This is a genomic window from Geobacter psychrophilus, from assembly GCF_056821595.1.
Genome location: NZ_JBXDTU010000004.1, coordinates 4452805 through 4478710 on the forward strand (window position 1 = coordinate 4452805; position 25906 = coordinate 4478710).

At 53.3% G+C, this 25906-nt stretch carries 28 protein-coding genes; 12 read left to right on the forward strand and 16 right to left on the reverse strand.

Translation table 11 applies throughout. The annotated features are described in order from the left end of the window. The first annotated feature begins 4 nt into the window (after nucleotides 1–4). From ACOCF6_RS23230 to ACOCF6_RS23240, 3 genes are all read left to right on the forward strand, one after another. Nucleotides 5–1807: an autotransporter assembly complex protein TamA gene (locus ACOCF6_RS23230; RefSeq protein WP_482462782.1), complete on the forward strand. Its 1803-nt coding sequence runs from the start codon at nucleotides 5–7 to the stop codon at nucleotides 1805–1807. Continuing rightward, nucleotides 1804–5796: a translocation/assembly module TamB domain-containing protein gene (locus ACOCF6_RS23235; protein WP_482462784.1), complete on the forward strand. Its 3993-nt coding sequence runs from the start codon at nucleotides 1804–1806 to the stop codon at nucleotides 5794–5796. Before ACOCF6_RS23230 ends, ACOCF6_RS23235 begins: the two co-directional genes overlap by 4 nt. A 309-nt stretch (nucleotides 5797–6105) precedes the next feature. Next, the gene (locus ACOCF6_RS23240) at nucleotides 6106–6456 is read left to right on the forward strand and encodes a hypothetical protein (RefSeq protein WP_482462786.1); all 351 of its coding nucleotides are present in this window, start codon (nucleotides 6106–6108) and stop codon (nucleotides 6454–6456) included. 335 nt (nucleotides 6457–6791) lie between these two features. On the opposite strand, the gene ACOCF6_RS23245 is transcribed toward ACOCF6_RS23240, so the two are convergent. Then, nucleotides 6792–7880 (reverse strand): IS5 family transposase, encoded by a 1089-nt coding sequence (locus ACOCF6_RS23245; protein WP_482459040.1) that lies wholly within the window; start codon nucleotides 7878–7880, stop codon nucleotides 6792–6794. Between the two features lie 144 nt (nucleotides 7881–8024). Here ACOCF6_RS23245 and ACOCF6_RS23250 point away from each other — a divergent pair, with 144 nt between their 5' ends. Then, nucleotides 8025–8477 carry a hypothetical protein gene (locus ACOCF6_RS23250; protein WP_482462788.1) on the forward strand — a complete coding sequence of 151 codons (453 nt, stop codon included), beginning with the start codon at nucleotides 8025–8027 and terminating at the stop codon, nucleotides 8475–8477. 289 nt (nucleotides 8478–8766) lie between these two features. Here the strand turns inward: ACOCF6_RS23250 and ACOCF6_RS23255 are convergent, their stop codons facing one another. Together ACOCF6_RS23255 and ACOCF6_RS23260 are read right to left on the reverse strand one after the other, a co-directional pair. Beyond that, nucleotides 8767–9078, reverse strand: a complete 312-nt coding sequence (locus tag ACOCF6_RS23255) for a helix-turn-helix domain-containing protein (RefSeq protein WP_482462790.1) — start codon at nucleotides 9076–9078, stop codon at nucleotides 8767–8769. Further along, on the reverse strand, nucleotides 9065–9385 hold the full coding sequence (locus ACOCF6_RS23260; RefSeq protein WP_482462792.1) for a transcriptional regulator: 321 nt from the start codon (nucleotides 9383–9385) through the stop codon (nucleotides 9065–9067). The genes ACOCF6_RS23255 and ACOCF6_RS23260 overlap by 14 nt, the downstream gene beginning before the upstream one ends. A 500-nt stretch (nucleotides 9386–9885) precedes the next feature. Here ACOCF6_RS23260 and ACOCF6_RS23265 point away from each other — a divergent pair, with 500 nt between their 5' ends. The 8 genes from ACOCF6_RS23265 to ACOCF6_RS23300 all read left to right on the forward strand — a co-directional run bounded on the left by ACOCF6_RS23265 (nucleotide 9886) and on the right by ACOCF6_RS23300 (nucleotide 12944). Further along, nucleotides 9886–10212: a type II toxin-antitoxin system RelE/ParE family toxin gene (locus tag ACOCF6_RS23265; protein ID WP_482462794.1), complete on the forward strand. Its 327-nt coding sequence runs from the start codon at nucleotides 9886–9888 to the stop codon at nucleotides 10210–10212. Further along, nucleotides 10205–10531 carry a helix-turn-helix transcriptional regulator gene (locus ACOCF6_RS23270; RefSeq protein ID WP_482462796.1) on the forward strand — a complete coding sequence of 109 codons (327 nt, stop codon included), beginning with the start codon at nucleotides 10205–10207 and terminating at the stop codon, nucleotides 10529–10531. The genes ACOCF6_RS23265 and ACOCF6_RS23270 overlap by 8 nt, the downstream gene beginning before the upstream one ends. A gap of 54 nt (nucleotides 10532–10585) precedes the next feature. Beyond that, nucleotides 10586–10723, forward strand: coding sequence for a cold-shock protein (locus ACOCF6_RS23275; protein ID WP_482462798.1), 138 nt, complete (start codon nucleotides 10586–10588; stop codon nucleotides 10721–10723). After that, nucleotides 10720–10998: a hypothetical protein gene (locus tag ACOCF6_RS23280; protein ID WP_482462800.1), complete on the forward strand. Its 279-nt coding sequence runs from the start codon at nucleotides 10720–10722 to the stop codon at nucleotides 10996–10998. Before ACOCF6_RS23275 ends, ACOCF6_RS23280 begins: the two co-directional genes overlap by 4 nt. 100 nt (nucleotides 10999–11098) lie before the next feature. After that, nucleotides 11099–11380 (forward strand): BrnT family toxin, encoded by a 282-nt coding sequence (locus ACOCF6_RS23285; protein WP_482462802.1) that lies wholly within the window; start codon nucleotides 11099–11101, stop codon nucleotides 11378–11380. Continuing rightward, nucleotides 11349–11669, forward strand: coding sequence for a BrnA antitoxin family protein (locus ACOCF6_RS23290; RefSeq protein ID WP_482462804.1), 321 nt, complete (start codon nucleotides 11349–11351; stop codon nucleotides 11667–11669). The genes ACOCF6_RS23285 and ACOCF6_RS23290 overlap by 32 nt, the downstream gene beginning before the upstream one ends. A gap of 454 nt (nucleotides 11670–12123) precedes the next feature. After that, nucleotides 12124–12591 (forward strand): DUF4124 domain-containing protein, encoded by a 468-nt coding sequence (locus tag ACOCF6_RS23295; protein WP_482462806.1) that lies wholly within the window; start codon nucleotides 12124–12126, stop codon nucleotides 12589–12591. A 137-nt stretch (nucleotides 12592–12728) separates the two neighbouring features. Next, nucleotides 12729–12944 carry a hypothetical protein gene (locus ACOCF6_RS23300; RefSeq protein WP_482462807.1) on the forward strand — a complete coding sequence of 72 codons (216 nt, stop codon included), beginning with the start codon at nucleotides 12729–12731 and terminating at the stop codon, nucleotides 12942–12944. Here the strand turns inward: ACOCF6_RS23300 and ACOCF6_RS23305 are convergent. From ACOCF6_RS23305 to ACOCF6_RS23365, 13 genes are all read right to left on the reverse strand, one after another. Continuing rightward, nucleotides 12877–14796, reverse strand: coding sequence for a hybrid sensor histidine kinase/response regulator (locus tag ACOCF6_RS23305; protein WP_482462809.1), 1920 nt, complete (start codon nucleotides 14794–14796; stop codon nucleotides 12877–12879). The genes ACOCF6_RS23300 and ACOCF6_RS23305 overlap by 68 nt on opposite strands. A gap of 7 nt (nucleotides 14797–14803) precedes the next feature. After that, nucleotides 14804–15244, reverse strand: a complete 441-nt coding sequence (locus tag ACOCF6_RS23310; protein ID WP_482462811.1) for a response regulator — start codon at nucleotides 15242–15244, stop codon at nucleotides 14804–14806. Beyond that, entirely contained in the window at nucleotides 15241–16779 is a 1539-nt protein-coding gene (locus ACOCF6_RS23315) for a sensor histidine kinase (protein ID WP_482462813.1), read from the reverse strand. Before ACOCF6_RS23315 ends, ACOCF6_RS23310 begins: the two co-directional genes overlap by 4 nt. Before the next feature lie 122 nt (nucleotides 16780–16901). Beyond that, entirely contained in the window at nucleotides 16902–17546 is a 645-nt protein-coding gene (locus tag ACOCF6_RS23320; RefSeq protein ID WP_482462815.1) for a response regulator, read from the reverse strand. After that, nucleotides 17547–18752, reverse strand: coding sequence for a PAS domain-containing sensor histidine kinase (locus ACOCF6_RS23325; RefSeq protein WP_482462817.1), 1206 nt, complete (start codon nucleotides 18750–18752; stop codon nucleotides 17547–17549). It abuts the gene before it with no gap. A gap of 117 nt (nucleotides 18753–18869) precedes the next feature. After that, a complete protein-coding gene (locus ACOCF6_RS23330) occupies nucleotides 18870–19019 on the reverse strand; it encodes a lmo0937 family membrane protein (RefSeq protein WP_482462819.1) in 150 nt (49 codons plus the stop codon). 126 nt (nucleotides 19020–19145) lie between these two features. Next, on the reverse strand, nucleotides 19146–19463 hold the full coding sequence (locus ACOCF6_RS23335; RefSeq protein WP_482462821.1) for a BON domain-containing protein: 318 nt from the start codon (nucleotides 19461–19463) through the stop codon (nucleotides 19146–19148). Nucleotides 19464–19507: 44 nt separating this feature from the next. Next, entirely contained in the window at nucleotides 19508–20155 is a 648-nt protein-coding gene (locus ACOCF6_RS23340) for a DUF2959 family protein (protein ID WP_482462823.1), read from the reverse strand. Nucleotides 20156–20498: 343 nt separating this feature from the next. Beyond that, nucleotides 20499–22379: a type I DNA topoisomerase gene (gene topA, locus ACOCF6_RS23345; RefSeq protein ID WP_482462824.1), complete on the reverse strand. Its 1881-nt coding sequence runs from the start codon at nucleotides 22377–22379 to the stop codon at nucleotides 20499–20501. 21 nt (nucleotides 22380–22400) lie between these two features. Further along, entirely contained in the window at nucleotides 22401–22940 is a 540-nt protein-coding gene (locus ACOCF6_RS23350) for a DUF3750 domain-containing protein (protein ID WP_482462826.1), read from the reverse strand. 53 nt (nucleotides 22941–22993) lie between these two features. Next, complete coding sequence (locus tag ACOCF6_RS23355; protein ID WP_482462828.1) at nucleotides 22994–24121, reverse strand: glycosyltransferase family 9 protein; 1128 nt, start codon at nucleotides 24119–24121, stop codon at nucleotides 22994–22996. 23 nt (nucleotides 24122–24144) lie between these two features. Continuing rightward, a complete protein-coding gene (locus tag ACOCF6_RS23360; protein ID WP_482462830.1) occupies nucleotides 24145–25062 on the reverse strand; it encodes a class I SAM-dependent methyltransferase in 918 nt (305 codons plus the stop codon). An 11-nt stretch (nucleotides 25063–25073) separates the two neighbouring features. Continuing rightward, nucleotides 25074–25886, reverse strand: coding sequence for a class I SAM-dependent methyltransferase (locus ACOCF6_RS23365; RefSeq protein WP_482462832.1), 813 nt, complete (start codon nucleotides 25884–25886; stop codon nucleotides 25074–25076). Nucleotides 25887–25906: the final 20 nt, after the last annotated feature.

A 25906-nucleotide genomic window follows, 5' to 3' on the forward strand; every position in this document is an offset into this window, starting at 1 on the left:
GATCATGACTGATTCCAGATCACAATTCACCCAGTATCAAGCCGAACCTGGCCATGCAGCCATGCTTGCCGCACTGGCATGCTTGCTGTTCTGGCTTTGCCTTGCTCTGCCTGCGCATGCGGCTGACCCGCTGAAAATCGTCGTGAGCGGCATAAAGGGTGATGCGCTGAAAAATGTGCAGGAGTCACTGGCGCTCCCCGCAGGTCTGGTGCGCGAAGGAACCGTTGATCAGCTCTGGCTGGAACGCTTTGCCAAGCAGGCGGTCGATAAGGCCCGGACAGCCCTGGAGCCGTACGGCTATTACAACGCCCAGGTCACGGTTGCGGTTGAACCGGCCGGGAAAGGGTATCGCCTGCTGATCGCGGTAGTTCCGGGAGAGCCGGTGCAGTTGACGGACGTTACCGTAACCCTGGCCGGACCGGGCCGCGAGGAAAAGCGTCTGCAGCGACTGATCGCAGCATTCCCCCTGAAAAAGGGAGACGTGCTGCTGCAGCCGCAGTATGAAGAGGCCAAGTCAGCCATCACATCACGGGCCCGGGATCTGGGCTACCTGGATGCGGATTTCTCACGGCACGAAATCCGTATCGCACGCACCGCCACAACCGCCACCATTGAACTGGTCTTGGAGACAGGGGAACAGTATTCGTTCGGCGAGACCGCCATCCTGGGTGCCCCCAACTATCCGGACGGTTTCCTGGGGCGCCATCTGACCTACAAACCGGGCCAGGTTTTCTCCTATCCCCGTCTCGGCGAAACCCAGCGAAACTTCAGCAACTCGGAGCGTTTCTCGGAAGTCCTCATCACGCCGGAAAAACAGGATGCCGAGGCATTGCGGGTGCCGGTCACGGTGCAGCTGAAAGAAGGTCCGCGCATCACCGTGCGGCCGGGGGTCGGCTACGGCACGGATACGGGGGCGCGTTTCACCGTCCGCTACCGCGATCTGAACATGTTCCACCTGGGACATGAACTGTTTTCGAATCTGTACGTTGCCGAGCGGCTCCAGGGTCTGGTGACCGGCTACATCTTCCCCAGCTCGATAGATGTCCGAACCTCCACGTCCCTGCAGCTGAATCTGCAGCAGGAAGACACCTCGTCCTATAACAGCCGGATACTGGCCCTGGAACTGGCCCGCAACCGGAGTTTCGGCCGCGGCAAGCTGGGCACCGCCTATATCAAGGCCCAATACGAAGACTATACCGTAGGCCTCCAGAATTCCACCGCACGGCTGCTGCTGCCGGGTGTGCGTTTTTCCGATGACCGCTACGACAACCCGCTGCGTCCCCGCCGCGGATTCCGCTATGCCCTGGAGACGCGCGCGACACACCAGTTTATCGGCTCGGATACGGCCCTGGTCCAGTTCCTGGCAGAGGGGAGTCATCTCCAGCCGCTGCCCTGGCGCCTTTCCCTGCATACGCGCGCCAAGGCCGGAACAACCGTGCTGAACGACCCGCTCCGCGACATCCCCCCTTCCCTGCGCTTCTTTACCGGCGGCGACCAGAGCGTGCGCGGATATTCCTACAAATCCCTCGGCCCGCGCGATGCCGGAGGCCGGGTCGTGGGGGGCACGCAGCTGCTGACCGGCAGCATTGAACTGGAGCGGGCGCTCTTCAAGGATTGGGGCGTTTCGGTCTTTTACGATGTCGGCAACACCTTCAACTCGTGGTCTGCGGCCAACCTGGCCCAGGGTGCCGGCGTCGGCCTGCACTACTACACCTCCGTCGGGGCCTTGAACCTTTCCGTGGCCCGTCCGCTCTTTGTGGACAACCCGTCGTTCCATTTCCACTTCACCGTGGGGTTTGAGCTATGACGCCGCTGGCCAAAAGAAGTATTGTTGCGGCGGCGGTTATTGTCCTGACAGGAGCCGTACTAGCGGCCGGTGTCTGGACCGTTGCCACGACGCAGGGCGCCCGCTGGCTGCTGACGACGGCGGTTCCCCTGAGCGGGGTCAGCTTCTCGGCACAGAAGATTCAGGGCAGCATCAGCGACCACCTGCTCCTCACGGGTGTGCGGGTGGGCCTGGCACAGCAGAATATCGAGCTGGATCGCCTTGAACTGCGCTGGAAGCCGCTGCTGCTGCTGTCCGGCACAGTTGCCGTCCAGGATCTGATCCTCAACGGTGTGCGGGTCCAGGATGATGCCCCGCCCGACAACAAGCCGATCAACCTGGCCTGGCCGCGGGTGTCCAATAGCGGACAACTGTTTGACGGCAGGATCGCGCGCCTGCAGGTAACCAGCCTGAGCTATAGCAGCCTGCAGGCACAGCCGCTGCTGGTAACCTCCATTGCCGGTGCACTCACCTGGCAGGACAGCATCCTGTCCGTTAAAGATCTGACAGTGCTGTCTCCATCCACCCAGGTCCAGGGCAGCATCGCGGCCGGCTTCAAGCAGCCCTCCCTCACCTCGGACCTGGCGATTACCTTGACCCAGCCTCTGGCAGAGATGGACCACTTCACGCTGCAGGCCCGGCAAGGCACGACAGCCGGGAAAGAGCCGTTTGTCGGGTATCTCGCAATTGCCGGCAGTGCCGGGACACGGAAACTACTGGAGTTGAGCGGCGATGTGGGGATGGCCAGGGATGCCATCAACCTGCGCCGGCTGACCCTGACCCGGCCGGGCCAAAAGGGACGCATCACGGCCGATGGCGCGCTCTCATTCAAAACAGTGGAGTCGCTGCTGTCGCTGCAGGTCAAAGCGGAGGGCCTCGACCTGGCCCACGAGCTGAATGTGCCAACCGACCTGTCCGGCACCCTCAGGTTCGCGGGTACCCTGAACAGCTATCGCGGTGATTTCTCTTTCGCCAACCGGGCCAAGAATTGGCAGGCGGCCACTGTTTCCGCCTCCTATCAGGGCACCCGTGAAGGGCTGAAACTGGCCCCGCTGAACGCCAAACTCCTCGACGGCACCCTGGCGGGCAACCTGGATATGGACTGGAGCAAAGGCATTGCACTGCAGGGAGTGCTCAGCGGCACGGGCCTCAACCCTGCCAGGCTCGACCCGGCCTGGAAAGGTGTGGCCAATTTCAAGATCAAAGGCTCACTGGCCAGGATCGGCACGGCCCCCCTCAGCGGGAACCTCAGCGGCGCACTCCTGGAAAGCCGTCTGCACGGCCAGGCGCTGACCGGCGATGTCCAGGCAGACTTTAAGGGCGACAACATCTCCCTGGCCCGGCTGGCTCTGCAGGGCAAAGGCTTTGACCTGTATGCCTCCGGGGAGCTGGATCAGCGCATCACACTGGCCGCCAACGTCAGCGACTTTTCCCTGTTGATCCCCGGATCAGCAGGCACACTCCGGACAGATGGCTGGCTGCGCTGGCGCGACAAGCAGCTGAGCGGCGCCGTCACCGGCAGCGGCAGCAGGCTGGCCTATGCCGGCAGCCGGGTTGCAGCCGTCAACCTGACCGCCCGTCTTGAACAGGGCCCGGGTTACCCCCTGCATGTCAACGCTGCTCTCAAGGATGTGATCTATGACGCTTATACGCTGGATGCCGTGACACTTGAGGCGGACGGTACGCTGCAGCGTCACACCGTAAGCGCAACAGTCCAATCGGGCAAAAGCGACGCGCGTCTGGCCCTGAACGCCGGCTACACAAGCGGGCTCTGGAAGGGTGAAATCAGCCGTCTGGCCGGCCGTGACATCAACGGACCCTGGCGGCTGACGGCCCCGGCAACATTTAGCGTCAGTGCCGACACATTCAACCTTGCCACTCTGACCCTTTCTGCCGGTGCTGCGGAGCGGCTCGAAGTTGCCGCGGATCTGTCCCTGAATCCCCTGAGCGGTCAGGTTCGGACGCAATGGTCCGGCCTGAACCTGGCCCGGGCCAATGCATATCTGAAAGACATTCAGCTCACGGGAAGCAGCAGCGGTTCGGCCCGGATAGGCCTTACATCCGGCAAGCTGAGCTCCCTGGCAGGCAACGCCAGCGGCAGCGGGACGTTCACCGGTCAGGGGGGCAGCATGACCCTTCAGAAAAGTACAGTAACCTTTGACGGCAGCCAGCAAGGCCTGCAGATCGGGGTTGATCTGGCCACAGCAGACAGCGGCAGGTTGAAAGGGACCTTTTCCTCACCCGCCCCGCTCAGCCTGAGCATGCCTGAAAAAGGAGAACTGACGCTGGATTTGATCGGGGTTGACCCGGCGCTGCTCAAGCCCTGGCTCCCTCCTGAGACCAGGATTGAAGGACGCATCAGCGGTCACGCCACGGGGATTTTGCTGCCGGGTAAACGCTTTGAACTGGATGGCACTGCCCGGCTTGCCGGTGGAACACTGCACCAGTCACGGCCGGACGGGGAGCTGAACCTGGCCTTCACATCGGCAACAGCTGCCTGGGCCTGGCGGGGGGAAACGCTCTCCGGGAACCTGGCCCTGGCCATGACCCGCTACGGTCAGGCCCGGGGTACCTTTCAGCTGCCGCTGGCCGCACGTTTTCCGCTGGCCTTCAATCCCCAGGGACCTCTGCGGGGGACGCTGGTCGGGCAGGCGCAGGAACAGGGTCTTATTACCACGCTGTTTCCGGGGCTGGTTCAGGAAAGCTCCGGTCTGCTTGACGCAGATCTTACAGTCAACGGAACCTGGGCAGTGCCGCAGGTCGGAGGTAAGCTTCATCTGACCAAGGCCGGCGCCTACCTGTCCACTGCCGGCATCCGCCTCAAGGACGTCCAGCTGGCGGCACGCCTGGAGAAGAACCTCATCCTGATAGACTCTTTTAGAGCCGATTCCGGACCGGGTCATATCGAAGGGACCGCGCAGATCACCCTGGATGGATGGCGGGTGACGGGCTACAAAGGGACCATCAGCGGTGATAGATTCCAAACTGTCAATTTCCCGGAACTCCAGATACTGAGCACACCGAAACTCAGCTTTACAGGGACCCCACAAAAACTCACCCTGCGCGGCGACCTGCAGTTGCCGGAACTGAACATCATCGGCAGCCAGTCCCGCACCGTCGCTCCCAGTAGTGATGTGGTCCGCGAGGGTGTTGTCGTTCCGGTCTCGAAGGGCGCTCCCCTGGCCATGGATGTTCAGGTCCGGGTGCTGCTGGGCGACAAGGTCCATGTCAAGGTTTCCGGCATCAACGCCCAGCTGGGCGGGGCCATTGATCTGTCCATGAGCCGTCTCGACCGGATCTACAGCAAAGGGGAGATCAAGGTCATCAAAGGACAGTACCGGACCTACGGGGTCAATCTGGAAATCGTCCGCGGACGCCTGTTCTTCGCCGGAGGCACCATTGACCGCCCCAGCCTCGATGTACTGGCCCTGCGCACAATCGGCAACGTTCGGGCCGGTGTAACGGTCAGCGGTACCCTCCAGAGACCGATCACCAGACTCTACTCCGAGCCCGCCATGCCGGATGTGGATGTCCTGGCCTATATCGTCCTCGGCCATCCCCTCGGCAGCAGCGGTGAACAGGCCGGCCTCCTGACCCAGGCGGCCGGTGCCCTGCTCACATCCGGCCAGGCCGCGGCTTTGCAGGAAAAGATCAAAAACCAGCTGGGATTGAGTACGCTGGAGATTCAGGGGGGGGTCGGGAAGGGCAATGGTTCCATGGGGTACAAGCCGCTCCAGGTTACCGCTCCCGGAGCCATACCGGCCGATCAGCAGGCCGGCGTCACCGAGACCGTACTTACCGTGGGCAAGTACCTGACCCCGCAGCTCTATATCAGCTATGGGAGGTCACTATTTACCGGAAGCAACCTGTTCCGGCTGCGCTACGATATCTTCAAGAACTGGCAGATCGAAACCCAGACCGGCGGTGGCGAAAGCGGAGCCGACCTGTACTACAAACTGGAGTTCAAGTAGGCGCATACTGCACACAGCAATGCCTGAACCAAAAGCATTTCCACTCAAACCGTGCGAGAATTGTTGACACAGTTGGCTCTGACATGCAATAGGATCTCATTAATTATACGGCGACAACAGTTGCTATGATGAATTAAATGAAATGGTTTGATTGCGCATTAGGAGGATATGATGGTTGCCGCTATATGGGGTCATGTGAGGTAAGGTAAAGCCGCTTCAATCAGCTTATGTCTGATGGGGCGGCTTTTTTGCGTTCTGTCACGAGAATGATCAGTGTGAGGTCATGTGCGGGATAATGAAGAGATAATCATGCTTAAGGAGTTGAAGGCGTATGGCCACCTGAAGCCTGGACAGAAGGGGACACAGCGACTTGTGGACCGGTTTGGAGCTGCGCTGGTCTGTGTCCGATACAGGTATGATGAGCGGACTGGTGACAACCTGACGACGGCTGAGATTATTGTGGACAGAAGGCCCAGGGGGGCGCCCCGCTACCGGGATGCAGACATGGTTGCAGTTGCCGTAGCGTACACCGAAACAACGATACGGGAAAAGCTGAAAGCCGCCGGAGGGCGGTGGAATCCGGATGAACGGGTCTGGAGAGTCAGTTTTGGTTCGATTCGGGGTGATGCTGAACTGGTGAAGCGAATAATGAGAGAGTAGGTAGCAGGTGTTATTGTGATCAAGTCGGCAAGTCGGTATAAAGAGTACAAGTCACCTATACCGGTTACCAGCGCTTGCCATAGAAACAGAGAGAAACCACTTATATATAACTTTAAGGTCACTTATATACGGCACCGTTCACGTATATAGGTGACAAGTCACTTATATCAGGTCTTTGAAATACTCACCGATTCAAGTGATATATCCTGAGCTTGAGTTTTCTCGGAGAGAATCAGCTTCATTTTTTCATTTATTCAACTATGTTATTGCTCTTTGAAGCCATTTTGGCCACTTAATCGGCCCGGATTTCGCCTTTTGGGCGGTTTCCTCCCGCTTTATGTGGCACAGATCCCCAAGTTTCGCATTCGGACCAGGTTGTAAGCCGTTACTGCCAGGGTAAAGTGCCAATCGATCTTCTTGATACCTCGATAGCGAGTCTTGCGGAACAGGCCAACAGTCTTCAGCCAGCCGAAGACCTCCTCAATGCGTTTGCGAAACTTCTGGCTCGCTGCATAGCTGATGTGGCGGGTGGTGCGGCCATCAATTGATGAACGACGTCCCTTCTTAGTGGTGTTTTGCGTAACATGAGGCGTTACGTTCAACTCTCGCATGGCTGCGACGAATCCACGAGTGTCGTAGTTCCTGTCGGCCGCTATGCTGATTCGTCGCTTTCGTGGAGCTACCTTGGCAACCATGGCCTTGGCGGTTTCACGCTCGGCAAAGCCATCAGCGATGGTAACAGCACTCGTCATGACCAGCCCATTCTGGTTCTCAGTCAAAAGATGGGCGGCAAACGACAACCTGGGTTCATGGTTGACACCTTTGCGGTAGAGCCTTGCTTCCGGGTCTGTGCTGGATGCGTGAGTATCGTTGGTCAGTTTCTCACCCTGGTAATCACGAGTCGGGTTCTTGCCGCTTGGGGGCTCATGCTCGTCGTTCTTTGGCTTGAAACTTTTGAGAGAAGCCCATGACTGGATCAGGGTGCCATCAACACTGAAATGATCCTTGGATAGCAGCTTGCCGCGCCTGGCCTGCTCAAGCACTTCCGCAAGGAACTTGGCGGCAATATCGGTCTGAATAAGACGATCCTGGTTCGTAGTGAAGCTGGAATTATCCCAGACCGGCTCATCGAGCCCCATCCCGAGGAACCAGCGGAACAGAAGACTGAAGTGGATCTGCTCAACAAGTTTGACGTTGCTGGGAATTGAGTACAAAACCTGAAGCAGCATGGCTTTAAGCAACCGCTCCGGCGGAATCGAAGGCCGACCGGTATGGGAATACATCTGGCAGAACACCGGTGAAAGATTCTCAAGTGCAGCATCTACCATCTGTCGGATAGGACGAAGTGGATGATCCTTGGGGACAAAGGACTCCGGCGAGAGATAAACGAACAATGCATCAGATGGTAGATCGAAACCGCGCATACTTATTCTCCTGAAATATCAGCAAGATATGCGCGAAATCTTAGCATAAATTGGTGCCAAAATCACCGTAAATACAACGAGTTTTTCAAAGACCTGATATACGGATACCGGTGATTAACGAGTTGGACTGAAAAGGAGATGAAAATGAAACGACCCTTCGGAGTATATTTGATAGCGTTTTGGTTCTTTGTAGGTTTTGGGTCTTTCACTTGGACACCAATCAGCCGAACAGTTTTAGCAAAGATGATCAACAATCCATCGATCATGCAACTTGTATCAATTGCTGGGCTTATATTTATTGTTTACACGATAATTGGGATTATTCAGTTGAAAACAACGCAAGTGTGGATTGCAGTAGCTATGTTTACGATGTCTGCAAATTTCCACTTTATTACTGCGTTAAACTTGTTTGAAGGAGCACTTGCGGACAAATTTACTGCCATTTTATTGTACAAAATATTCGTGGTATTGCCGTCTGTTGGCTGTGTATATTACTTACTTCGATCAGACTTCAGATCATTTCAAGCAAAATACCTTGAGATCAGAAGGCAAGAATCACATGCAAAGTGGGTGCAGAAGAATGCCTCAAAGATCTGACTTTTGATTTTCCCACGGATGTGCAACCAAAGAGGTGTCCAACCAGGTAGAAGCAGCGGCCTAAAACCGCCGCTGTTCTCCCAAACCGTTGGACTACAAAATTGAACTAACAAGAAAACTGCTTATTATTTCAGGATTTCTAGGAGTTGGATTTGTGGCTTTTGCCCTGAGGATGTGGGTATTGGGTGATCGGTCGAATTCCTTAAAGGATGAGCTCAGAAGTAGCCTGATAGCTCTCCTTGTTTTTGCAGTAATTGCCACCATAGTTATTTACATCAATTACTGATATTCAAGCAGCGAGCAGTTCTTTCAAAACATCAGGCTTCTTGATAGCAATGGTGATAAGGGACTTTGCCGCGCCCGACGGCGCACGGCGCCCCTGCTCCCACTCCTGAAGGGTGCGGAGCGACACACCGAGCAGTTTGGCGAACTCGCTCTGAGAGAGACCTATCCTGAGACGGGACGCTGCCAGAGGAGAGACTTCCACCTTAGTTACGCGTCCGACCCTGCCAGCCTTGAGATCCCGCACGGCCTGGAGCAGTTCCTCGCCGATATTGCGCTTTGCATCACGTTCGAGCAGTTCTTTTTCATCTAGTGGCATGTTCCATCTCCTCTTTGAGGGCTTTGAGAATGTGACCGGGAATACTGTCAACGGCACTCTTGGCATAAATCAGAAGCAACCAGATTTGCCCGGCCTCTGTCCGGACAAAATAGAGTACCCTGACACCGCCGCTCTTGCCGGTTCCCCGACGATTCCAGCGTATCTTGCGAACCCCACCCGAGCCGCGCACCACGTCACCCATATCGGGGTTGGCGGCAAGATATTCCTGAAAGAAGCCGTATTCGGTATCTGTCAGGTAATCATGAACCTGTTTCGAGAACAGTGGCGATTCGACAAAGGTGACCATGCGTCAAATATACGGCATTGACGTATAAAGTCAACCGGTAAATTTATATAGAGAGATGAAATGTCCAACCAGACAGAAACAGCGGTGAACCCGCTGTTCTGCCGAACCGTTGAGCTGGAACAAAACATGAAAATGACAATCTATCGCCTTCTCTCAATCGTCTTAATCATGGACCTCATTGCCATCGTTTATTTCTTGTCGGTAAAATATATGAGCGGCGCTTACGCCGCATTCACTCTCGTTGCAACGATTCTCCTAGCCCAAATTTACCTGATCAGATGCAAATGTGGATGTAGACCGGGATTGCGTGTTCTAGTGATTTGGACACTGTTGCTGGACTTTGAACTTTATATTGCCGACTCACTGTTACTCAGACGATGCCCAAACTGCAAGAGAGATTTACAATAGCCACCCTGTAAAATTTAGCCCGCCACTTTCTCAAACAGAAGAAGCAATTGACCTGAGTTAGCAAATATGCTAACATACATAAGACATGAACTATGAACTACACCATCGAATATTTTCATAAGCGAGTCAAAGCAGAGATCGAAGACTGGCCTGTCGGTATAGTTGCTGACTTCGCTCGCATTACAGAACTCCTGATGGAGTTCGGGCCAAACCTCCGCATGCCCCACTCCCGAGCAATGGGAGATGGCCTCTTCGAGGTGCGGCCACGCGGGCGGGAAGGAATCGGCCGAGCATTTTATTGTTTTGTTATCGGACAGCGGATCATAATTCTGCACGCATTCATAAAAAAAACACAAGTCACCCCGGAGCAGGATCTGAAAATTGCCCGGAAAAGATTGAAGGAGGTTCAAAATGGCTGATTTGAAATATCAACCGGTTACTCATGACCATACTGCATTTCTTGATAAAGCCAAGAGACGTGAAGGATTCAAAAAGGTATACGAAGACTTGGAAGAAGAATATGCTTTGGCAAAAGAGATGCTTGCAGCTCGTGCGCGTCTAGGTCTTTCGCAGGAAGCCGTCGCTGAGATCATGGGAACAACAAAGAGCGCGATATCAAGGCTGGAAGCAGCCGGTAAACATGCCCCTTCCTTAACCACCCTCAAAAAGTATGCTCACGCTGTCGGTTGCCACCTAGAAATTAAATTTGTTCCAGAGCATGCCCAACAAGGAAGTTAGACCGGGCCGAACCCCGCCCGGTCAACTCCCATACCGTTGGGCAAAAAGAGATTTATGATCAAACAAGGCAAAATTTCATCGTGGAATGATGACAAGGGGTACGGTTTCATCACCCCAAGCTCTGGCGAAGGTCAAGTATTCGCCCACATAAAGGCGTTTAAGTATAAGGCTCGCCGACCTGAGGTTAGATGATGCCCATAGTAATCTATCCAAAGAAGTCACCATCAGAGAAACTTGCATGTCTCTGTGATGACTGCTGGGAACTTCCCGATCAGGTACCGGTACTTGAAGACTGGCTCTGTGAGAACAAGATGAAGGTTAATTCTGGCGAGTATGTTGTAGACATTGGATTTAAACCTAGAAATGACGCCAGTGGAGGAGGATCGGCCATATCACCCGAATCAATGCGTACCATGGCAGAGCTTGGGATGTGGTTATTTTTCTCGGAGTACTCTGAAATCTCTTGAAGCACGGACGTCCAACAATTCGGCAACAAAGAAACGTACCTCGACTGGATTCGCTACTTTATTCTTTGACGTATTGCTAATTATCGTATATACAATAATTATGATCTGGGACGAAACAAAACGGCATATAAACCTTGAAAAACATCATCTTGACTTTGTTGATGCCGGTCTTGTCCTGTCGAACCGCTACAGGCTGGAGTTTGAAAGTGTACGTAATGGAGAAGTCAGGCGGCAGACGTTTGCATATGTCGCCGAGGTATTGACAGTACTTACGGTTATCTGGGTGCCTGGCGTAAAACGAAGAATCATCAGTTTCCGTAGAGCCCACAAAAATGAAAGGGAGGCTTACCATGCCTGGCTTGAAAAAGAATTCAAAGACTGACTGGGAAAAAGTACAGCATGATGCTGCAACCGACGCCCCTATCACATACGATCCAGATACAGACCTGTATGATCCTAACGATCCGGCACAGGTGCAAAATTTCTTCACATCGGCAAAGATTGTTCGCAAACCCGGCAGGCCGAAGGCAGAAACTACCAAAATACCAACAGCCATCCGTTTATCAACTGATGTAGTTGAATACTTCAAATCAACCGGAGCAGGCTGGCAGTCACGGATTGACGCAGCCCTGCGCGACTGGATGGCCGGACACCCGCTCAAACGGGCATAACAGAATTTTTAATGACAGAGTGCGTAAAACAAAAGGGCCGCGTTTCAACTTCAGAAAATACGAGAGTTGTTATGCGGCCCTTCTGCTTACCAGAGTGAGAATGTCCAACTCTCGGCGGCAGACGGTTGGCGTGACGAACCTGCGCCGCCGCTGCGCCTCATTACCGTTGAACGGAATACAAATATGACACTGCAAACAAAAAAAATTTGGCTGTGGTTGTTTAATGGCCTTGTATGCTGTTTCTGTTCGTCGGCTCATAGCTTTGCGCTTAGGCTTCCTCCAGCCCCCTCCTCGCGGAGACGCCCATGACGGGCGTACACCATCGGCGGCAGACAGACGCTGACGCGCTGGTGCGCCCCCACGACGTTATCAAGAAAACAGAGACTTTGAAAATTTGCCGCAAACATCTGACCCACCCTGGCACTGCCCGGAGTAGCTTTTGAGGAGGCTTGTCATGTATCTTTCCATCCGATTACTTGTTGTTTCTTCTATCCTTTTCTGTTTGGCAGTGCCTCTAACGGTTGGCGCGGAGACGTACCACTGGGTCGATGAACAGGGCATTATGCATTTTTCCGACAACCCACCCAGCCAATCGCGCGCAAAGCGAAACAAGGTTCAAGTGCGGGAGGATATCACCATCAGTAATCCAGGTGTTCGGGAAGCCGTAAAGGAGTCACAAAGCCGGGTCAGCGGGACGGCGCGAGATGAACAGGAGAAGGCGGCACACCAGCGACGATCAAGGGAGGCAGGCGAGGAGCAGGAACGTAAGATCTACCAAGCCCGAGACAAGCGCCTGAAGGAGGAACAAATCAAACGGGAACAGCAGGAGGCTCGGGAGTTGAAGCGGCGCCTGGACACAACGCCGGTGCAGAGGTCAGCAGAAGAACTCGGTGGGTTCTCGCTCAGCAGAGGTTCTACCTGACGCACCCGCCGCCGCTGATCCCGTGCGGATCAAAGAACAGGTTTTCAATCAGGCAGAAGACTAAAAAAGCGAAGTCCCAACCAGCCGGTTAGACGCGGCCTGATGGCCAGTCAACCGTACACTCCGTTATTGTCCCCTTGTTCACCGGAAGCAACCAGTTCCGGCTGCGCTACGATATCTTCAAGAACTGGCAGATCGAAACCCAGACCGGCGGTGGCGAAAGCGGAGCCGACCTGTACTACAAACTGGAGTTCAAACAGGCTCGTTGCGCCCAGCAATTAATGATTATATTCTATCCAGCATCTCCCGAACCTTTGCTAACAGTGTATCGGGTAACACCGGCTTCTGGATGAACACTGTATTTCCGTCAAACGCTTCGCCCCCCACAAAGATGTCCTTAGAGTACCCGCTGACAAAGAGCACCTGCAGTTGCGGGCACACTATTCTCATCTCATCGCACGCCAGCCGGCCGTTTTTAATCGGCATGATCGCGTCCATGATAACGAGATCGATGCTGTCACCAAATTCAGCAAATTTGTTCACCACATCCTGTCCGTCCACCGCCTCGATGACGTTATAGCCGTAGAAGCTCAGCACATTTTTCGACAGACTTCGCAGGGTTTCATCGTCTTCGCCCACCAGTATGGTCTCGGTCCCGCCACGCACAGGGGCCGCCTCAGGTACATCTGTCCTTCCTGCGATAACCAGGGCCTGTACAACAGGCAGATAGATCTTGAAGATCGTACCTGTTCCGGGTTCACTGTAAACCGTGATGAAGCCGTCATGTTTCTTGACGATGCCGTACGCCATCGAAAGTCCGAGACCTGTGCCCTCACCCTGTTCTTTGGTGGTAAAAAACGGCTCAAAAATGTGCGACTGCGTTTCCTTGCTCATGCCAATGCCGCTGTCTGAAACCGAGAATGAAGCGTAAAGGCCGGCGATGCCGTATCCGTGTTTTTCAATAAATTTCGGATCCAGAGTTGCTAGCTGCGTTTCAATGGAGAGCCTGCCGCCGTTCGGCATGGCGTCGCGGCCATTGGCAACGAGATTCATGAGCACCAGTTCTACCTGCCCTTGATCGGCCAGCACAATAAGCGGCTGCTCCGTGCAGGTTATCTTTAGCTCGATATCTTCCCTGATCAGTCTGCGGAGAAAGGTCTCATTTCCCTGTATAATCGAGTTGATATTGATAGCAGCCAGAGATACGGGCTGCTTCCTGCTGAACGCCAAAAGCCCCTTGGTAAGATCCGCAGCTCTTTTGGATGCCTTTACAATCTCATTGGCATATTTATGTATGGGTTCGTTTTCCTTCACTATGTCCAGAATAAGATGAGAATAGCCGAAAATCGCCTGCAGGATGTTATTGAAGTCATGGGCCACGCCTCCGGCCAGCTGACCGACCGCTTCCATCTTCTGAGACTGGCGGATCTGCTCCTCCAGCCTCTTCCGTTCCGTGATGTCACGAATGATCATGCTCGTTTTCTGGATACCATCACATTCAGAAAATACTGCCGATGAAACTTCCGCGGGGAACGTGCTGCCATCTCCCCGCTTCATGGAAATTACACCACGAAACCGCCCGGTCCGCTTACGCTCTTCCAGCAGGATGATAAATTTTGCATCTTCAGCATCCACGAGACCGGAGCGCCCGACCCGGCAGATCTCCGTCTCGCTCATCCCGAATACGCGACAGGCCTCCGGATTTGCCGCAAGCACAGAACCGTCCGTACTGGTCAGCAAAATAGCATCGATACTGTGTTCGTAAATCATGCGGAAGCGTTCGTTGCATTCGCGCAATTCCTCCTCAGCCGCACGTTTTTCCGTGCGATCCGAACAATCCCTGAGGCTGCGCTTTATGGCCGGCACCAGACGGGCCAGATTTCCCTTGAGTACGAAGTCACAGACACCCAGCTTGAGTAGTTCCACCGCCCTTTCTTCGCCCACAGTACCCGTAACCATGATCACCGGCAGACCGGGAAGCCTTGCCTGCAACAGAATCAGGCTTTCCTGGAAATTGATCTGGGGGACATGGTAGTCAGACAGCACCAGATCCCAGCCTCCTCTGTCAATAGCCGCTTCCAGACTGTCAGGAGTATCCACACGGCTGCAGCGGGCTGACAGATCATTCTGTTTGAGATGGCGCTCGACCAACAGGAAGTCGGCATGGCTGTCCTCAATAATCAGGATTTTCAGCGGTTCAGACATATTGTATTCACTCCTGAGGCGGCTTATTGACCGCCAGCCAGTAGATACCGAGTCGCGCCACCGTTTCGGCGAATTCGCTAAAGTCGAGCGGTTTGCAGACGAAACTGTTGGCGCCGTCCTCATAGCTTGCCAGACGGTCGCGTTCCTCATCGGAGGAGGTCAGGATCACCACCGGCTGCAAACGGGTCCTCGGGTCGTTGCGCAGCCTATTGAGGACTTCCAGACCACTGACTCGCGGCAGGCCAATGTCAAGCAGGACAATGGTGGGACTGTCATTCCCTTCGCGGCCAGCGAATTCACCCTCACGAAACAGGTAATCGAGGGCCTGTTGCCCGTCGCGTGCCACATCCACCCGATTGGCCAGATTGACCTTGCGCAGGGCGCGCAGGATCAGTTTTTCATCCTGGGCGTTATCTTCCACCAGCAGTATGGACTTGTCGATGTTCATGGTTCTTCCCGATACAGTTCTTCTCCGTACGGCAGGGAAAAACTGAATGTCGCCCCCTGAAGTGGCGCACCGGTTGCGAAGATTGTGCCGCCATGGCGGTGCACGATGCGCTCGGCCGTGGCCAGTCCGATACCGATGCCGGGGAACTCCTCTTGCCGGTGCAGGCGCTGGAACGGCAGAAAGAGTTTCTCGGAGTGGGCCATGTCGAAACCGGCGCCGTTATCGGCAACACACAGAAACTGATGGTTCCACTGCTGTACGGCATATATACGTATCAGCGGCTTTGCCGTACGGTCGGTGTACTTCCAGGCATTGTCGAGCAGGTTCCTCATAACCACCTCGATCATTCGCTCATCCCCTCCAACAATCAAGCCGGGCTCGATCAGCCATTCCACCCGGCGCTGCGGATCCAGACGCTCCAGTTGACAGAGAATGCGATCCGTCATGGCGGAGATGTCCACCCGGTCGTGATGTAATTCTCCGCGAGTACTGCGCGAAAGTGTCAGCAGTCCGTCTATCAATTGCCCCATATGCCGACTGCCGATAACAATCTCGTCGAGGTAGCCGCGCGCCTCAACTGCCAGCGTGTCGCCATAATCCTCTACCAGGGCCTCACTGAAACCGCTCATGGCCCGCAGCGGCGCCCGCAGGTCATGGGAAACCGAGTAGGCAAAGGCCTCCAGCTCCTGGTTGGCGCCCTGGAGCTGTGAGACGGTCTGGTTCAGTTCCTGGTTCAGCCCCTCAATCTCATCGGCGGCCAGCTTTCGTGCGACAACATCCCGTTCCAGAGCTGCATGGGATTCTGCGAGCTTGCCGGTCATTGTGTTGAAGGCCACCGCCACTGTGGCGAACTCGTTGCTACCTTCGAGCGGGATCGTATAATGAAGATCTCCCGAGCCGATAGCGGCGGCGCCCTGCTGCAGATTCTCTAAGCCTTTGCTGATAATGCGGCTTAGGGACCAGGCAACAGCGATCACAAACAGCGAAACGGAGACGATAATCGAGAGCGAGACCCGCGCGGCAGTCCTTTGGGTGGACACAATCAGCAGGGTGCTGGTCTCCTGCAGCCTGCGTGCATCGGCGATGGTATCCAGGAATTTCAGCAGCAGCTGTGCTACCAGTCTGATTTCAGTCTCATTCGCCTGGGGATGATGACCAGCTGAATCTCTGGTGGTCTCCCGGTTGTCCAGGATCTGCCGAAAAACTGCTGAACTTGCATCAAGGCTTTTCTGTATGTCATCAATGATTATTCTGTCGCTGATGGACTCTAACTGGGAAGGCGCGATCTTCAAAAGGTCGCTAAGCTGGTTCTGTTTCGAAAACCATTGCTGCTTGGCCCGCTGGTTGTCGTTATTGAGATAGTCGTTTCTCAACGTATTGCGTTCGAAGACGCTGCTGACGATCTCGTCCGCCAGGTTTTTGGCTTTGTTGGCTGTCGCAAGCCTCTGTTGCGACCAGTAGAACAGGAGCGCCATAATAACAACCAGGGCAGCCGCAGCCGCGGTCAGGATATGGAGACGGGTCCGGATTTTCATCGCTATATTGTCCCCCGACCAGATTCAACGAAACAGGATACGTATGATTACTCTACGGGATTTTACAGTATGATGTTTCATTGATGATCTGTCTGTCAGGTAAACATTACAGGAACAAATATTTATTGGAGGGAGGTGACACCATGCTGGAGTGCAAATTTAACCAGGTCGGCAACGTTGCAGACGCCAAGTTTCAGCATCAGTCTGCTGCGGTAGGTTTCAACGCTTTTGGGAGAGATATTTAATAACTCAGCAATAGTTGTATTTGAATTGCCTTCTGCCACTAACTGCAGGGTCTCGCGTTCACGGCGGCTGAGACTGTCGAGGGGGCTTTGGGTGAGAACATTGTAAACGGATTTCAGCTTGATTGGTGCCTCAACCCCTTCACCAAAGTAGTGTTGTCCTCTCATGACAGCGCGAACCGCAGCGACAACACTGAAGCCGGCCGACTCCTTGAGCAGGTAGGCCCGGGCTCCGGCCTGCAGTGCCCGAAAGACATGTTCATTGGTCTGATGCATGGAGAGTATGATGACCCGGACCCGCGGCAAACTCTCGCAGATCATGCGCGTTGCCTCTATCCCGTTCAATTCGGGCATGGCAATGTCCATGATGATGACATCTGGTCTCAGCGCCTCGGCTTGTGCCTGTGCGTCGTGGCCATTGCGTGATTCACCGACAACCGACAGATCACTGTGCGACTCGAGTATCATCTTGAGGCCATCCCGTACGACGGCATGGTCATCGGCAATCAGGATACGGATAATCATCTAAACGTCCTCCAGTGGTACTTCGACAGATATTGTGGTGCCTTTTCCCGGTACAGAATCCACCTGAAAATTTCCGCCGATCAATTCTGCCCGTTCACGCATACTGTTCATGCCCCAGCCGGAAACGGTCTGAGTGTGTTTGTATGATGCGGGAGTGAAACCTTTGCCATGATCGCAAACCACGAAATAGAGCAGGCCGTTGTCGCTGCTGACCGTGATCGTCACCGACGCAGCAGCCGCATGTTTTGAGGCATTCATCAGCGCCTCCTGGGCGATGCGGAACAGGGCCATTTCTATCTCGACCATCAGGCTGGGCAGGGGCTCATCAGCCTGAATAATGACCGCTATGCCGGTGCGCTTTGTAAAAAGTTCAGCATGCCAGCGCAGAGCGGCTAACAGGCCATAGTCATCCAATACCGGAGGCCGAAGCATGACCATGATCCCCCTGACAGTGCGGCTTATGCCTTCGATCAGGCGGGACGAATCCGTGAGCCGCGCAATGAGATTCAGCGGCGCAACGTTTATCATGTTTTGACTGACAAATGCCTGATTCATGCCGAGTACGGTCAGATCCCGGCCGATCTCGTCATGAAGCTCCGAGGCTATCTTTTTTCTGAGTCCCTCTTCCATCTCGACCAGACGACGAGCATAACTGCGCAGATCATCTGCGGCTTTCTTGCGCTCACTGATGTCGATCAGGGCCAGGCGGCACTCCTGCCCTGTAGCATTGTCCATGGCTTCCACCTGAACATACAGCGGGTACTCGCCCACTGTAAGGAGCGCTACTTCGCAGACCACCTTGCCCAGGCTAGTATAGACCGTGTCAAGAAAGGCAGAAAAGGCGGGACGATATTCTTCCATGACCAGCAACCCGAAACTCTTCCCTATTAATCGGGAGCGTTCGCCCCCCAGCAGTCGGGCGCCGCAAAGGTTTGCTGCTGTGATGTCCCCGTTGCGGTCGAGGGTAAAGTAGCTGACCGGGGCGAAATCGTAGAGGTCGGTGTACTTTCCCAGGGTTTTTTCCACTTCATTCCTGGCCTGCCGAAGCTCCGCATTCTGCATCTCCAACTCGATCCGGTGTACCTGCAGTTCGTGCAGTAGTCGCTGCGTCTCATCGGCGTTGCGAGGGTACCCTTCGTTTGACTCGAGTTTATGCAGACTCTCTTCCGCCAGGATGCGAAGTTCAGCAGTTGCGGTACTAATCATGTCTGTGACGACCCCCATAGCTACTCATTTCTTGACAATTTTATCTGGACGCGAAAAAGGGCGCATCGTCGTGCGCCCAGATTTCTTAACGGAACTGCTCTATGCGGTTGTAGTTGATTAAAGAACTCTTCGTCCTTGAATAACACGAACCAGCACAACTATTATAGCAATAACTAGCAGTATATGGATCAGACCGCCCATGGTGTATGCGGTAACCATACCCAACAACCACAGCACTATCAGGATCACGCAGATTGTCCACAACATAAAACCTCCTCTAAAAAGTTCTTAATATCAGTAGCATTAGCCACTGTTCTTGCAGCACTCCGGTAACAATCAGAAGTGTTAACTAACCCGCCGGAGCGGGTCTTTGATTTAAACCAGGCTGCACCGCTATTTTTTTACAACCAGGGCGTTTTCCACCAATGCAACGCCAGTTACCCGTCGTGCAACCTCTGCGGCCTTTGCAATATTCTGCGCCGAATCAACGGTTCCTTCCAAGTGCACTACCGCTTTCTTCGTCGTGACATTGATCTGCAAGGTTTTCAGATTCTCTTCTTTAAAGATGGCGGCCTTTACCTTGGTGGTGATGACGGAGTCATCGACATATTGACCGGTGCTTTCGTGTTTTTGTGTGGCTGCGCATCCCATGAAAGAGGCCAGCATCCCGATACAGACAGCTACCTGCAACAAGCGACTAATTTTCACCATAATAATTTCTCCTTTTTATATTCAGCTGCGTAGATTCAGACTTCCTATTTCTTACCGCTGTACATCTCAGCCTTGATCTCATCCAGAGCGGCAACTACCGGGGTAAGCGACGCCTTCAATGAATTCAGGTCCTGAACAGACCGGTTGGCAACGGGTGTTACTGCCTGAACCCCTTTAGGAGTCAGGTCATTGGACAGGTATTTCTGGATTTCCTTCAGGTCGGTCAGGTAGGCGTGATACGAGCCCTTGATCCCTGATCCGGCAGCAGGTACGCGTGCATAGGTTTCTGCCAGTTTGCTGCGGCGCTGTTCACTGAGCTCGCGAATCTCTGAATTTGTAAAGGAGTCACCCTCTTTTTCCCACTCGCTAAAGTATTGATTATTGCGCAGCTTCATTTCATCCAGGCGTTTGAGCACTTTTTTGCCCTCTTTATCAAGCTTTTCTACATTGTCCGTATAGCTGTCGAAGCGTTTTTTCAGGTCACCCTTATCTGCCGCAACCAGGGTATCAAGAGATACTGCCGTTACATCTATCTGGACATTCATTTTCCTGATCTCACTGTCTACGTCCTTGATTGAATTGGAGGCCTTGACGGATCGATCCATGCCGGTGGTGGCGCAGCCGCCCATGACGCTGACAGTTCCGAATAGAAGCATGGCAAACAAGGCTAGTGAGTGACTTCTGAGTTTCATGTTGATCTCCTTTGGTTACACGTGAGTGGTTAATTTCAATAAATGACATGCCTCTTTGCCGCTGACCCATGAAGACGACCACCACGCCGGTCTTCATGTTTACAGGCTTTTATAGCAAATCACCGGCCAATAACAGCCACGCTATCAGCAAGCTGCTTTTACCTTATTAATTACAGCGCGTTAGACGTAAGGAATATACAGCAGGAGATGTCTGAATCGATGTATTCCGCCACGGCATGTGGTGGAACCTCAATATATGAAGGGTATGTATGGTGGGGGGGTGACGGTTTATACAAATGTGCGGATATTCAGAGGCTACAGCCTGTTCAAACGATAATCTGAACTAGGCAGGTTTGGATTTCTTTTTGACCGGCGCCCCGGCAACCGTTGCAGCGGCCTTGGGTGCATCCGGGGCCGGGACCTTGGGAGCGACAAGATCCTGAATCCAGAGGGAAAGCGCCTTGCCGCTCTTCAAGGTCTCTTCGGGGATAACCAGACCGTTTTTTCGGGCCAGGTCGGCTGCGTACTTGAGCTGTCCTTCACTGGGCCCACCACCGGCAGCACGCGCCGCCGGGATGGAGAAGCCCATCTTGTTGTGCACACCCTTGCAGAAGCGCTGCCAGGTTTCCTTGTTCTCCACCACCAGGTCCAGGAAGTTTTCCATCTTGCTGGTCAGCTCATAATCGATCACCCAGGGGTGTTTATCCCGCAGAAAATCGATCAGCGTTTCCCCGGGGGACTGGGGAACCACCCTGCCCATCTCTTCCTTGACGTAGCCCCGGTCGACAATGTTCTTGGTGATGGAGGCGTAGGTGGACGGGCGTCCGATGTCGAGCCGTTCCAGTTCCTTTACCAGGGAGCCCAGGGTGAACCGTCCCGGCGGCTTGCTCTTTTTCTCTTCCAGGGTCTCCCCCAGCTTCGGCACCAGCTCGCCAACCTCTACCGGTGGCAGCAGCTGCAGCTTGTCCTTATCCTCATCACCCTTCTTGTCCTTTTCCTCGTCCACCTCAGCGTAGACCTTGAGAAAACCGTCAAAGATCAGTATGCGGCCGGCGGCCTTGAAGCGCTCTCCGGCCACCTCAAAGATCATGACCGTGGAGTCATAGCGGGCCGCCGCCATCTGGCTGGCGATTGCCCGCTTGAAAATCATCTCGTAGAGCCTGGCATGGTCGGGGGTCAGCCCTTCTTTCCTGATGATGGCAGGAATGTCTGCCAGCGAATGCATATGGGTGGGGCGGATGCCTTCGTGGGCCTCGGCCTGGGAGTTCTTCGACTTGTGCTGATTCGGTTGTGCCGGCAGATAGGAGCTGCCGAGAGTCTTGCCGAGGAACTCACGGATCTCGGCGATAAAGGCCTCACCCATACGGACGGAGTCAGTACGGTGATAGGTGGTGACGCCATGGTCAAACAGCCCCTGGGCCAGCTTCATGGTCTGTTCCGGGGTGAATTTCAGCCGGGCGGCGGCAGCCTGCAGATCGACGGTTGTGAAGGGCGGTTTGGGTGACTGCCTGACCTCTTTCTTTTCGACCTTTTCCGCCCGGGCATGGGTCTGCGCGTGGATGGCATCAACAATAGCCTGGGCGTCCGACTGCTGGGCAAACTTGCCATTGACATGACGGGCCAGGAAGCTCGCACCGTCTTTGTCCAGCTGGATATCCAGCATCCAGTACTTGGCAGAGGAAAAGGCGCGGATCTCCCGTTCACGGTCGACCACCAGGCGCACCGCCGGGGATTGGACCCGCCCGACACTGTAGCTGCTGCGCAGGCTCTTGCTGGCGATCGGGGAAAGAATATAGCCCACCAGGCGGTCGCCGATCCTGCGTCCCAGGAAGGCGTTGTAGAGACCGGTGTTGGTCTGCTCGAACGGTACCGCCTTGGCCAGTGATTCCTTCAAGCCCTTCTCGGTAACCTCAAAGATCTCCATCCGCAGGCATTCCTTGGCGACGGATTTGACCTCTTCGTAGATATGGCAGCTGATGGCATAGCCTTCCCGATCCGGGTCACCGGCCAGCATGACGGTCTCGCCCTGTGCCGCTGCCCGCAGCTCTTTGGGCAGGTTGGCTTTCTTCTCGTGATAGACGAAGGTTGGCTCATAAGTAGCCAGATCTACGCCGATTTGGGCGTCGGGCAGGTCTTTGAAATGCCCCACCGTGGACATGACTTTCACCTTGAGGATTGACTGTATTTTTTTCGCCTTGGTGGGGGATTCAACAATTATGAGCATAGATCCTGCTGTTTTTTTTGATTATCGGGCTGCTGAATGGACATAGCCGCTGCCAATGGCTGAAAGGGGGAGCTCCAGGCCAAGCTCAGGCACCTGTGTGGCGATCCAAACGGTGAAGGTATTGCTGTTCGGTCCCGGAAAGGCCTTGTAGGTGTCCGGCCAGGGGTAGCTCTTGGCTGCCTTGTCAACGGCAGCGATCAGTCTGTCCACCCCGTCTCCCCGGAATTCCTTGAGCAATCTCGGGCGCTCCCCGAACCAGTAACGGTCAGGCAGGTCCTTTTCTATCCGGACAACCGGCAGGCCGCGCCGCTGCCGCCAGCCGATGACTTCGTAAACCGTATAGGCGGTTTCGCCCGTCGGTTTGGCGGCAACCCAGGTATGTACGGCGAACCAGCCGCGCCACACCCAGGCAGAGGCACCGTACACCTGCAGCACCGCCTCCCGCTTGACGGCCGGGTCGGGCGCTATTCCGGCAGACTCGCGACTGGCCGTGCGCCAGTCTCTTGCAGTGCAGCCTGTCAAGCCAAGCAGTATCAAAGGAATCAGTATCAATTTACGCATCTATATTTTGTTACCCTTTTATGCAAAAAATCCATGAGATGTCCGATTCCGGACTATTTGGCTGTTTCAATCCAATCCCGCTTGCAACAGCTGGACGGCATAGCACCCAGACTAGTCAACAGCATGGTAGCGGCATTGACCACTTCATCAACGGAGATTTCCTGCATGCAGCGGGCGTTAATCGGACAGGGGGGTGTCGTGCCGAAAGTCGTACAGGGGGAGCAGGACAGGTCCCTGTTTATCACAATATGGCGATCACCCTGTGGTGCCCATTTTGACACACTGCTTGGCCCGAATAACGATACCGTAGGAATATTCAGCCCAACAGCAAGATGCAGCACTCCCGAATCACCACTGAGCACCAGACTGGAACGGGCTATCACCGCAGCGGTTTCAGGCAGTGTAGTCATACAGGCAAGGCTTATCCCCCCACTCCCAACAATCAGATCACCATCAACGCGGTCCTCGCGACCTCCCACTACAACAACATTAATACCTAATTCGGCCAACTGCTTTGATACCAGGCTGAAGCGCTCAGCCCCCCAACGTTTTTCCGGAATTGATGCTCCGGGAAAAATAACAACAAATGAATCAGAATTGAGCGGTTGAAGCAATTGACTTGCTCTGGAGATGGACTGATGCGGCAACGACAGTGCGACAGCTCCGACCTGCTGCTGGCAATCAATTCCCAGAGGTTTCAGCAAAGCCAAGAAATTATCAGGTTCATAGGCACCTTGATCATATTGTATGACATGCGTGAACATCCGTCGTCGTTCATTTGTGTCAAATCCAATCTTCATCGGAGCCTGTACCATTCGAGCGACCACAGCCGAGAGACGGTACCACTGTTCCGTGTCAATCACGACATCATATAGACCCTGTAGAGCCTGGTAAAATCCGCGGGGATGATCATAGCATAGCGCCACGTCCACGCTGGGAAGTAGTGAGAATACACCGATATTACGCTTTTCGGCCAGGATAGTGATATGACAATCGGGATAGACCTTTTTCAGGGAATTGATCGCCGGGGTAAGCAACACCGCATCGCCGATACCTCCGGGACGGATAAAAATAATTCTTAAAACATTGTCATTCTTACCAACTCGGGGCCGAGGAAACAAGCTGCATAGACACCGGCCCACGATCTTGTCGATTGACTTCAATGAGAATATTTTAGTCACCGACTTTTCTCCAAATAATTGTATTAAAGATAATGGTGGGGTACAGAAAATTTAACAATTCCCTTAATAGATACTTTATTTGAATCCATTTTTTCTTTATGACAATCTTTATTTTTCAATATCACGAAAATATTAGTCTGATGCGATTGAAATATCATACAGAAATAACGATCTAACCAAATTATGAATTCAGCTGTTCTTTCTCCGAATACTATTTTTGTTAACACAATCAACTTATTATAAATTTGCGTAACTATCCTTGGATGCCGCCAATTTTCGTTATGTACGCGTGTCTGGGCATCTATCAGACAAGCAGGAACTACAAGTAAACTATTTGATATTTTTTGTACAAAGACAGAGTGCCCTTCTGATTTAAGATAATCAAAACTGTCTGAATCAAAATGATGGATGTGTGCATGTATTTCTTTAGTTTCCTTATTCCGCTCAATCAATTTATTACTATCTTGTGGAATTGTGATAACAACTGCTTTTCTTGCAACTCGCAATAATTCTGAAGCGGCATGCTTCCAATCGGTAACATGTTCTAAGGTCTCGCTACACATAACAACATCGAACTTGCCATTTTCAAATTTCAAGTTATGTATATCTGATTGACAAGATTCTATGCCAAAAATCTCGGAAGCGCGTTTACACGCTTCCTCAGACAAATCTGTTGATTGTACCGAAACGCCGAGAAATTTCTGTGCAAGATATGCCTTGTAACCTTCAGCACCACCCACATCAAGTAACGATTTGAAATAAAGACGACTCAATGATTCAAGTAACCTGTATGTAATAATGTACCTGCATATATGTCCAGGTTCACTTGGATTTTTCCTGAACCCGTAAATTGGTTGATGGGCAATATAAATCCCTTTATCGTCAGTTGAACTGAAACGTTTATTCAGCCAATCTTTTACTTCTTCAGTATATCGGTCCAATCTGCACTCCATCAATAATTGTTATCTTTAATGGCAAACCATGCTGTTTGACGAAAACCTGAGGCACAATCCAACTTCTTGACGACATTGAAAGGGGAAAGCAGCCGACGTACGAAGCTGTCGCAATGATAAGCACCAAAGTTCTTTTTACCTTCTATGATCTTATCCCGAATAACCAGTTCTCCTGAGTCAAATCGACACTGTTCCTCATCTGTCAAATCATCTCTATAGTGTTCTCCATGGAAAGTTCCGATAAAAAGCCCCCCTGGTTTTAGCAATCTGATAATTTCTGCAACCCACTGATAATGACGTTGTTGTGAAAGATGTGTAAAAACTGAAATGCAGTAAATCACATCAAAGAATTCATTTTCTGCAGGCAAGGGAGGTTCAAGATCATTGTGCAAAAAATGTGTGTCCAAAAACCGCTGCTGACACCAGTATATTGTTTTTTTGTTGTAGTCAGATCCCCAAAGTTCCCAATCACTGTTATCGCGAGATGCCATATGCCGCAGAACACGTGCCGGGCCACATCCCCACTCTAATATTTTAAGTGTTTGATCAGGGCGTTCCGAAGTTATAATTCGGGAAATCTCGTGCGCATGTCCCCGACCACTAGAGTAAAAACCAGAGTAGTCACAATTACCCTGAATATCGTACAGCATCATTGGAGGAGGTATTTTCTCGTTGGGATGCTCCTTGAAAAATTGAACATTTGATTTGTGGTTCATCAAGTAGTCCCGAATGAACCAGAAAAAGTCTGCCAGTTGTAACAGATGAAATTTACGAAGTATGTTAGCAAGTTGTTGGCGAGGTGTTAGGCTCATTTCGTATCCTGGCAATGTAT

What these genes read in the sequence shown, in the direction of transcription:
- ACOCF6_RS23320 (WP_482462815.1), bottom strand. Translation starts at nt 17,546, where the DNA reads ATGATTATCCGTATCCTGATTGCCGATGACCATGCCGTCGTACGGGAT.
- ACOCF6_RS23240 (WP_482462786.1), top strand. Translation starts at nt 6,106, where the DNA reads ATGCTTAAGGAGTTGAAGGCGTATGGCCACCTGAAGCCTGGACAGAAG.
- ACOCF6_RS23280 (WP_482462800.1), top strand. Translation starts at nt 10,720, where the DNA reads ATGATGCCCATAGTAATCTATCCAAAGAAGTCACCATCAGAGAAACTT.
- ACOCF6_RS23260 (WP_482462792.1), bottom strand. Translation starts at nt 9,385, where the DNA reads ATGGTCACCTTTGTCGAATCGCCACTGTTCTCGAAACAGGTTCATGAT.
- ACOCF6_RS23245 (WP_482459040.1), bottom strand. Translation starts at nt 7,880, where the DNA reads ATGCGCGGTTTCGATCTACCATCTGATGCATTGTTCGTTTATCTCTCG.
- ACOCF6_RS23290 (WP_482462804.1), top strand. Translation starts at nt 11,349, where the DNA reads ATGCCTGGCTTGAAAAAGAATTCAAAGACTGACTGGGAAAAAGTACAG.
- ACOCF6_RS23340 (WP_482462823.1), bottom strand. Translation starts at nt 20,155, where the DNA reads ATGAAACTCAGAAGTCACTCACTAGCCTTGTTTGCCATGCTTCTATTC.
- ACOCF6_RS23275 (WP_482462798.1), top strand. Translation starts at nt 10,586, where the DNA reads ATGATCAAACAAGGCAAAATTTCATCGTGGAATGATGACAAGGGGTAC.
- ACOCF6_RS23350 (WP_482462826.1), bottom strand. Translation starts at nt 22,940, where the DNA reads ATGCGTAAATTGATACTGATTCCTTTGATACTGCTTGGCTTGACAGGC.
- ACOCF6_RS23365 (WP_482462832.1), bottom strand. Translation starts at nt 25,886, where the DNA reads ATGAGCCTAACACCTCGCCAACAACTTGCTAACATACTTCGTAAATTT.
- ACOCF6_RS23285 (WP_482462802.1), top strand. Translation starts at nt 11,099, where the DNA reads ATGATCTGGGACGAAACAAAACGGCATATAAACCTTGAAAAACATCAT.
- topA (WP_482462824.1), bottom strand. Translation starts at nt 22,379, where the DNA reads ATGCTCATAATTGTTGAATCCCCCACCAAGGCGAAAAAAATACAGTCA.
- ACOCF6_RS23265 (WP_482462794.1), top strand. Translation starts at nt 9,886, where the DNA reads ATGAACTACACCATCGAATATTTTCATAAGCGAGTCAAAGCAGAGATC.
- ACOCF6_RS23330 (WP_482462819.1), bottom strand. Translation starts at nt 19,019, where the DNA reads ATGTTGTGGACAATCTGCGTGATCCTGATAGTGCTGTGGTTGTTGGGT.
- ACOCF6_RS23315 (WP_482462813.1), bottom strand. Translation starts at nt 16,779, where the DNA reads ATGAAAATCCGGACCCGTCTCCATATCCTGACCGCGGCTGCGGCTGCC.
- ACOCF6_RS23235 (WP_482462784.1), top strand. Translation starts at nt 1,804, where the DNA reads ATGACGCCGCTGGCCAAAAGAAGTATTGTTGCGGCGGCGGTTATTGTC.
- ACOCF6_RS23255 (WP_482462790.1), bottom strand. Translation starts at nt 9,078, where the DNA reads ATGCCACTAGATGAAAAAGAACTGCTCGAACGTGATGCAAAGCGCAAT.
- ACOCF6_RS23305 (WP_482462809.1), bottom strand. Translation starts at nt 14,796, where the DNA reads ATGTCTGAACCGCTGAAAATCCTGATTATTGAGGACAGCCATGCCGAC.
- ACOCF6_RS23325 (WP_482462817.1), bottom strand. Translation starts at nt 18,752, where the DNA reads ATGATTAGTACCGCAACTGCTGAACTTCGCATCCTGGCGGAAGAGAGT.
- ACOCF6_RS23295 (WP_482462806.1), top strand. Translation starts at nt 12,124, where the DNA reads ATGTATCTTTCCATCCGATTACTTGTTGTTTCTTCTATCCTTTTCTGT.
- ACOCF6_RS23335 (WP_482462821.1), bottom strand. Translation starts at nt 19,463, where the DNA reads ATGGTGAAAATTAGTCGCTTGTTGCAGGTAGCTGTCTGTATCGGGATG.
- ACOCF6_RS23270 (WP_482462796.1), top strand. Translation starts at nt 10,205, where the DNA reads ATGGCTGATTTGAAATATCAACCGGTTACTCATGACCATACTGCATTT.
- ACOCF6_RS23230 (WP_482462782.1), top strand. Translation starts at nt 5, where the DNA reads ATGACTGATTCCAGATCACAATTCACCCAGTATCAAGCCGAACCTGGC.
- ACOCF6_RS23310 (WP_482462811.1), bottom strand. Translation starts at nt 15,244, where the DNA reads ATGAACATCGACAAGTCCATACTGCTGGTGGAAGATAACGCCCAGGAT.
- ACOCF6_RS23250 (WP_482462788.1), top strand. Translation starts at nt 8,025, where the DNA reads ATGAAACGACCCTTCGGAGTATATTTGATAGCGTTTTGGTTCTTTGTA.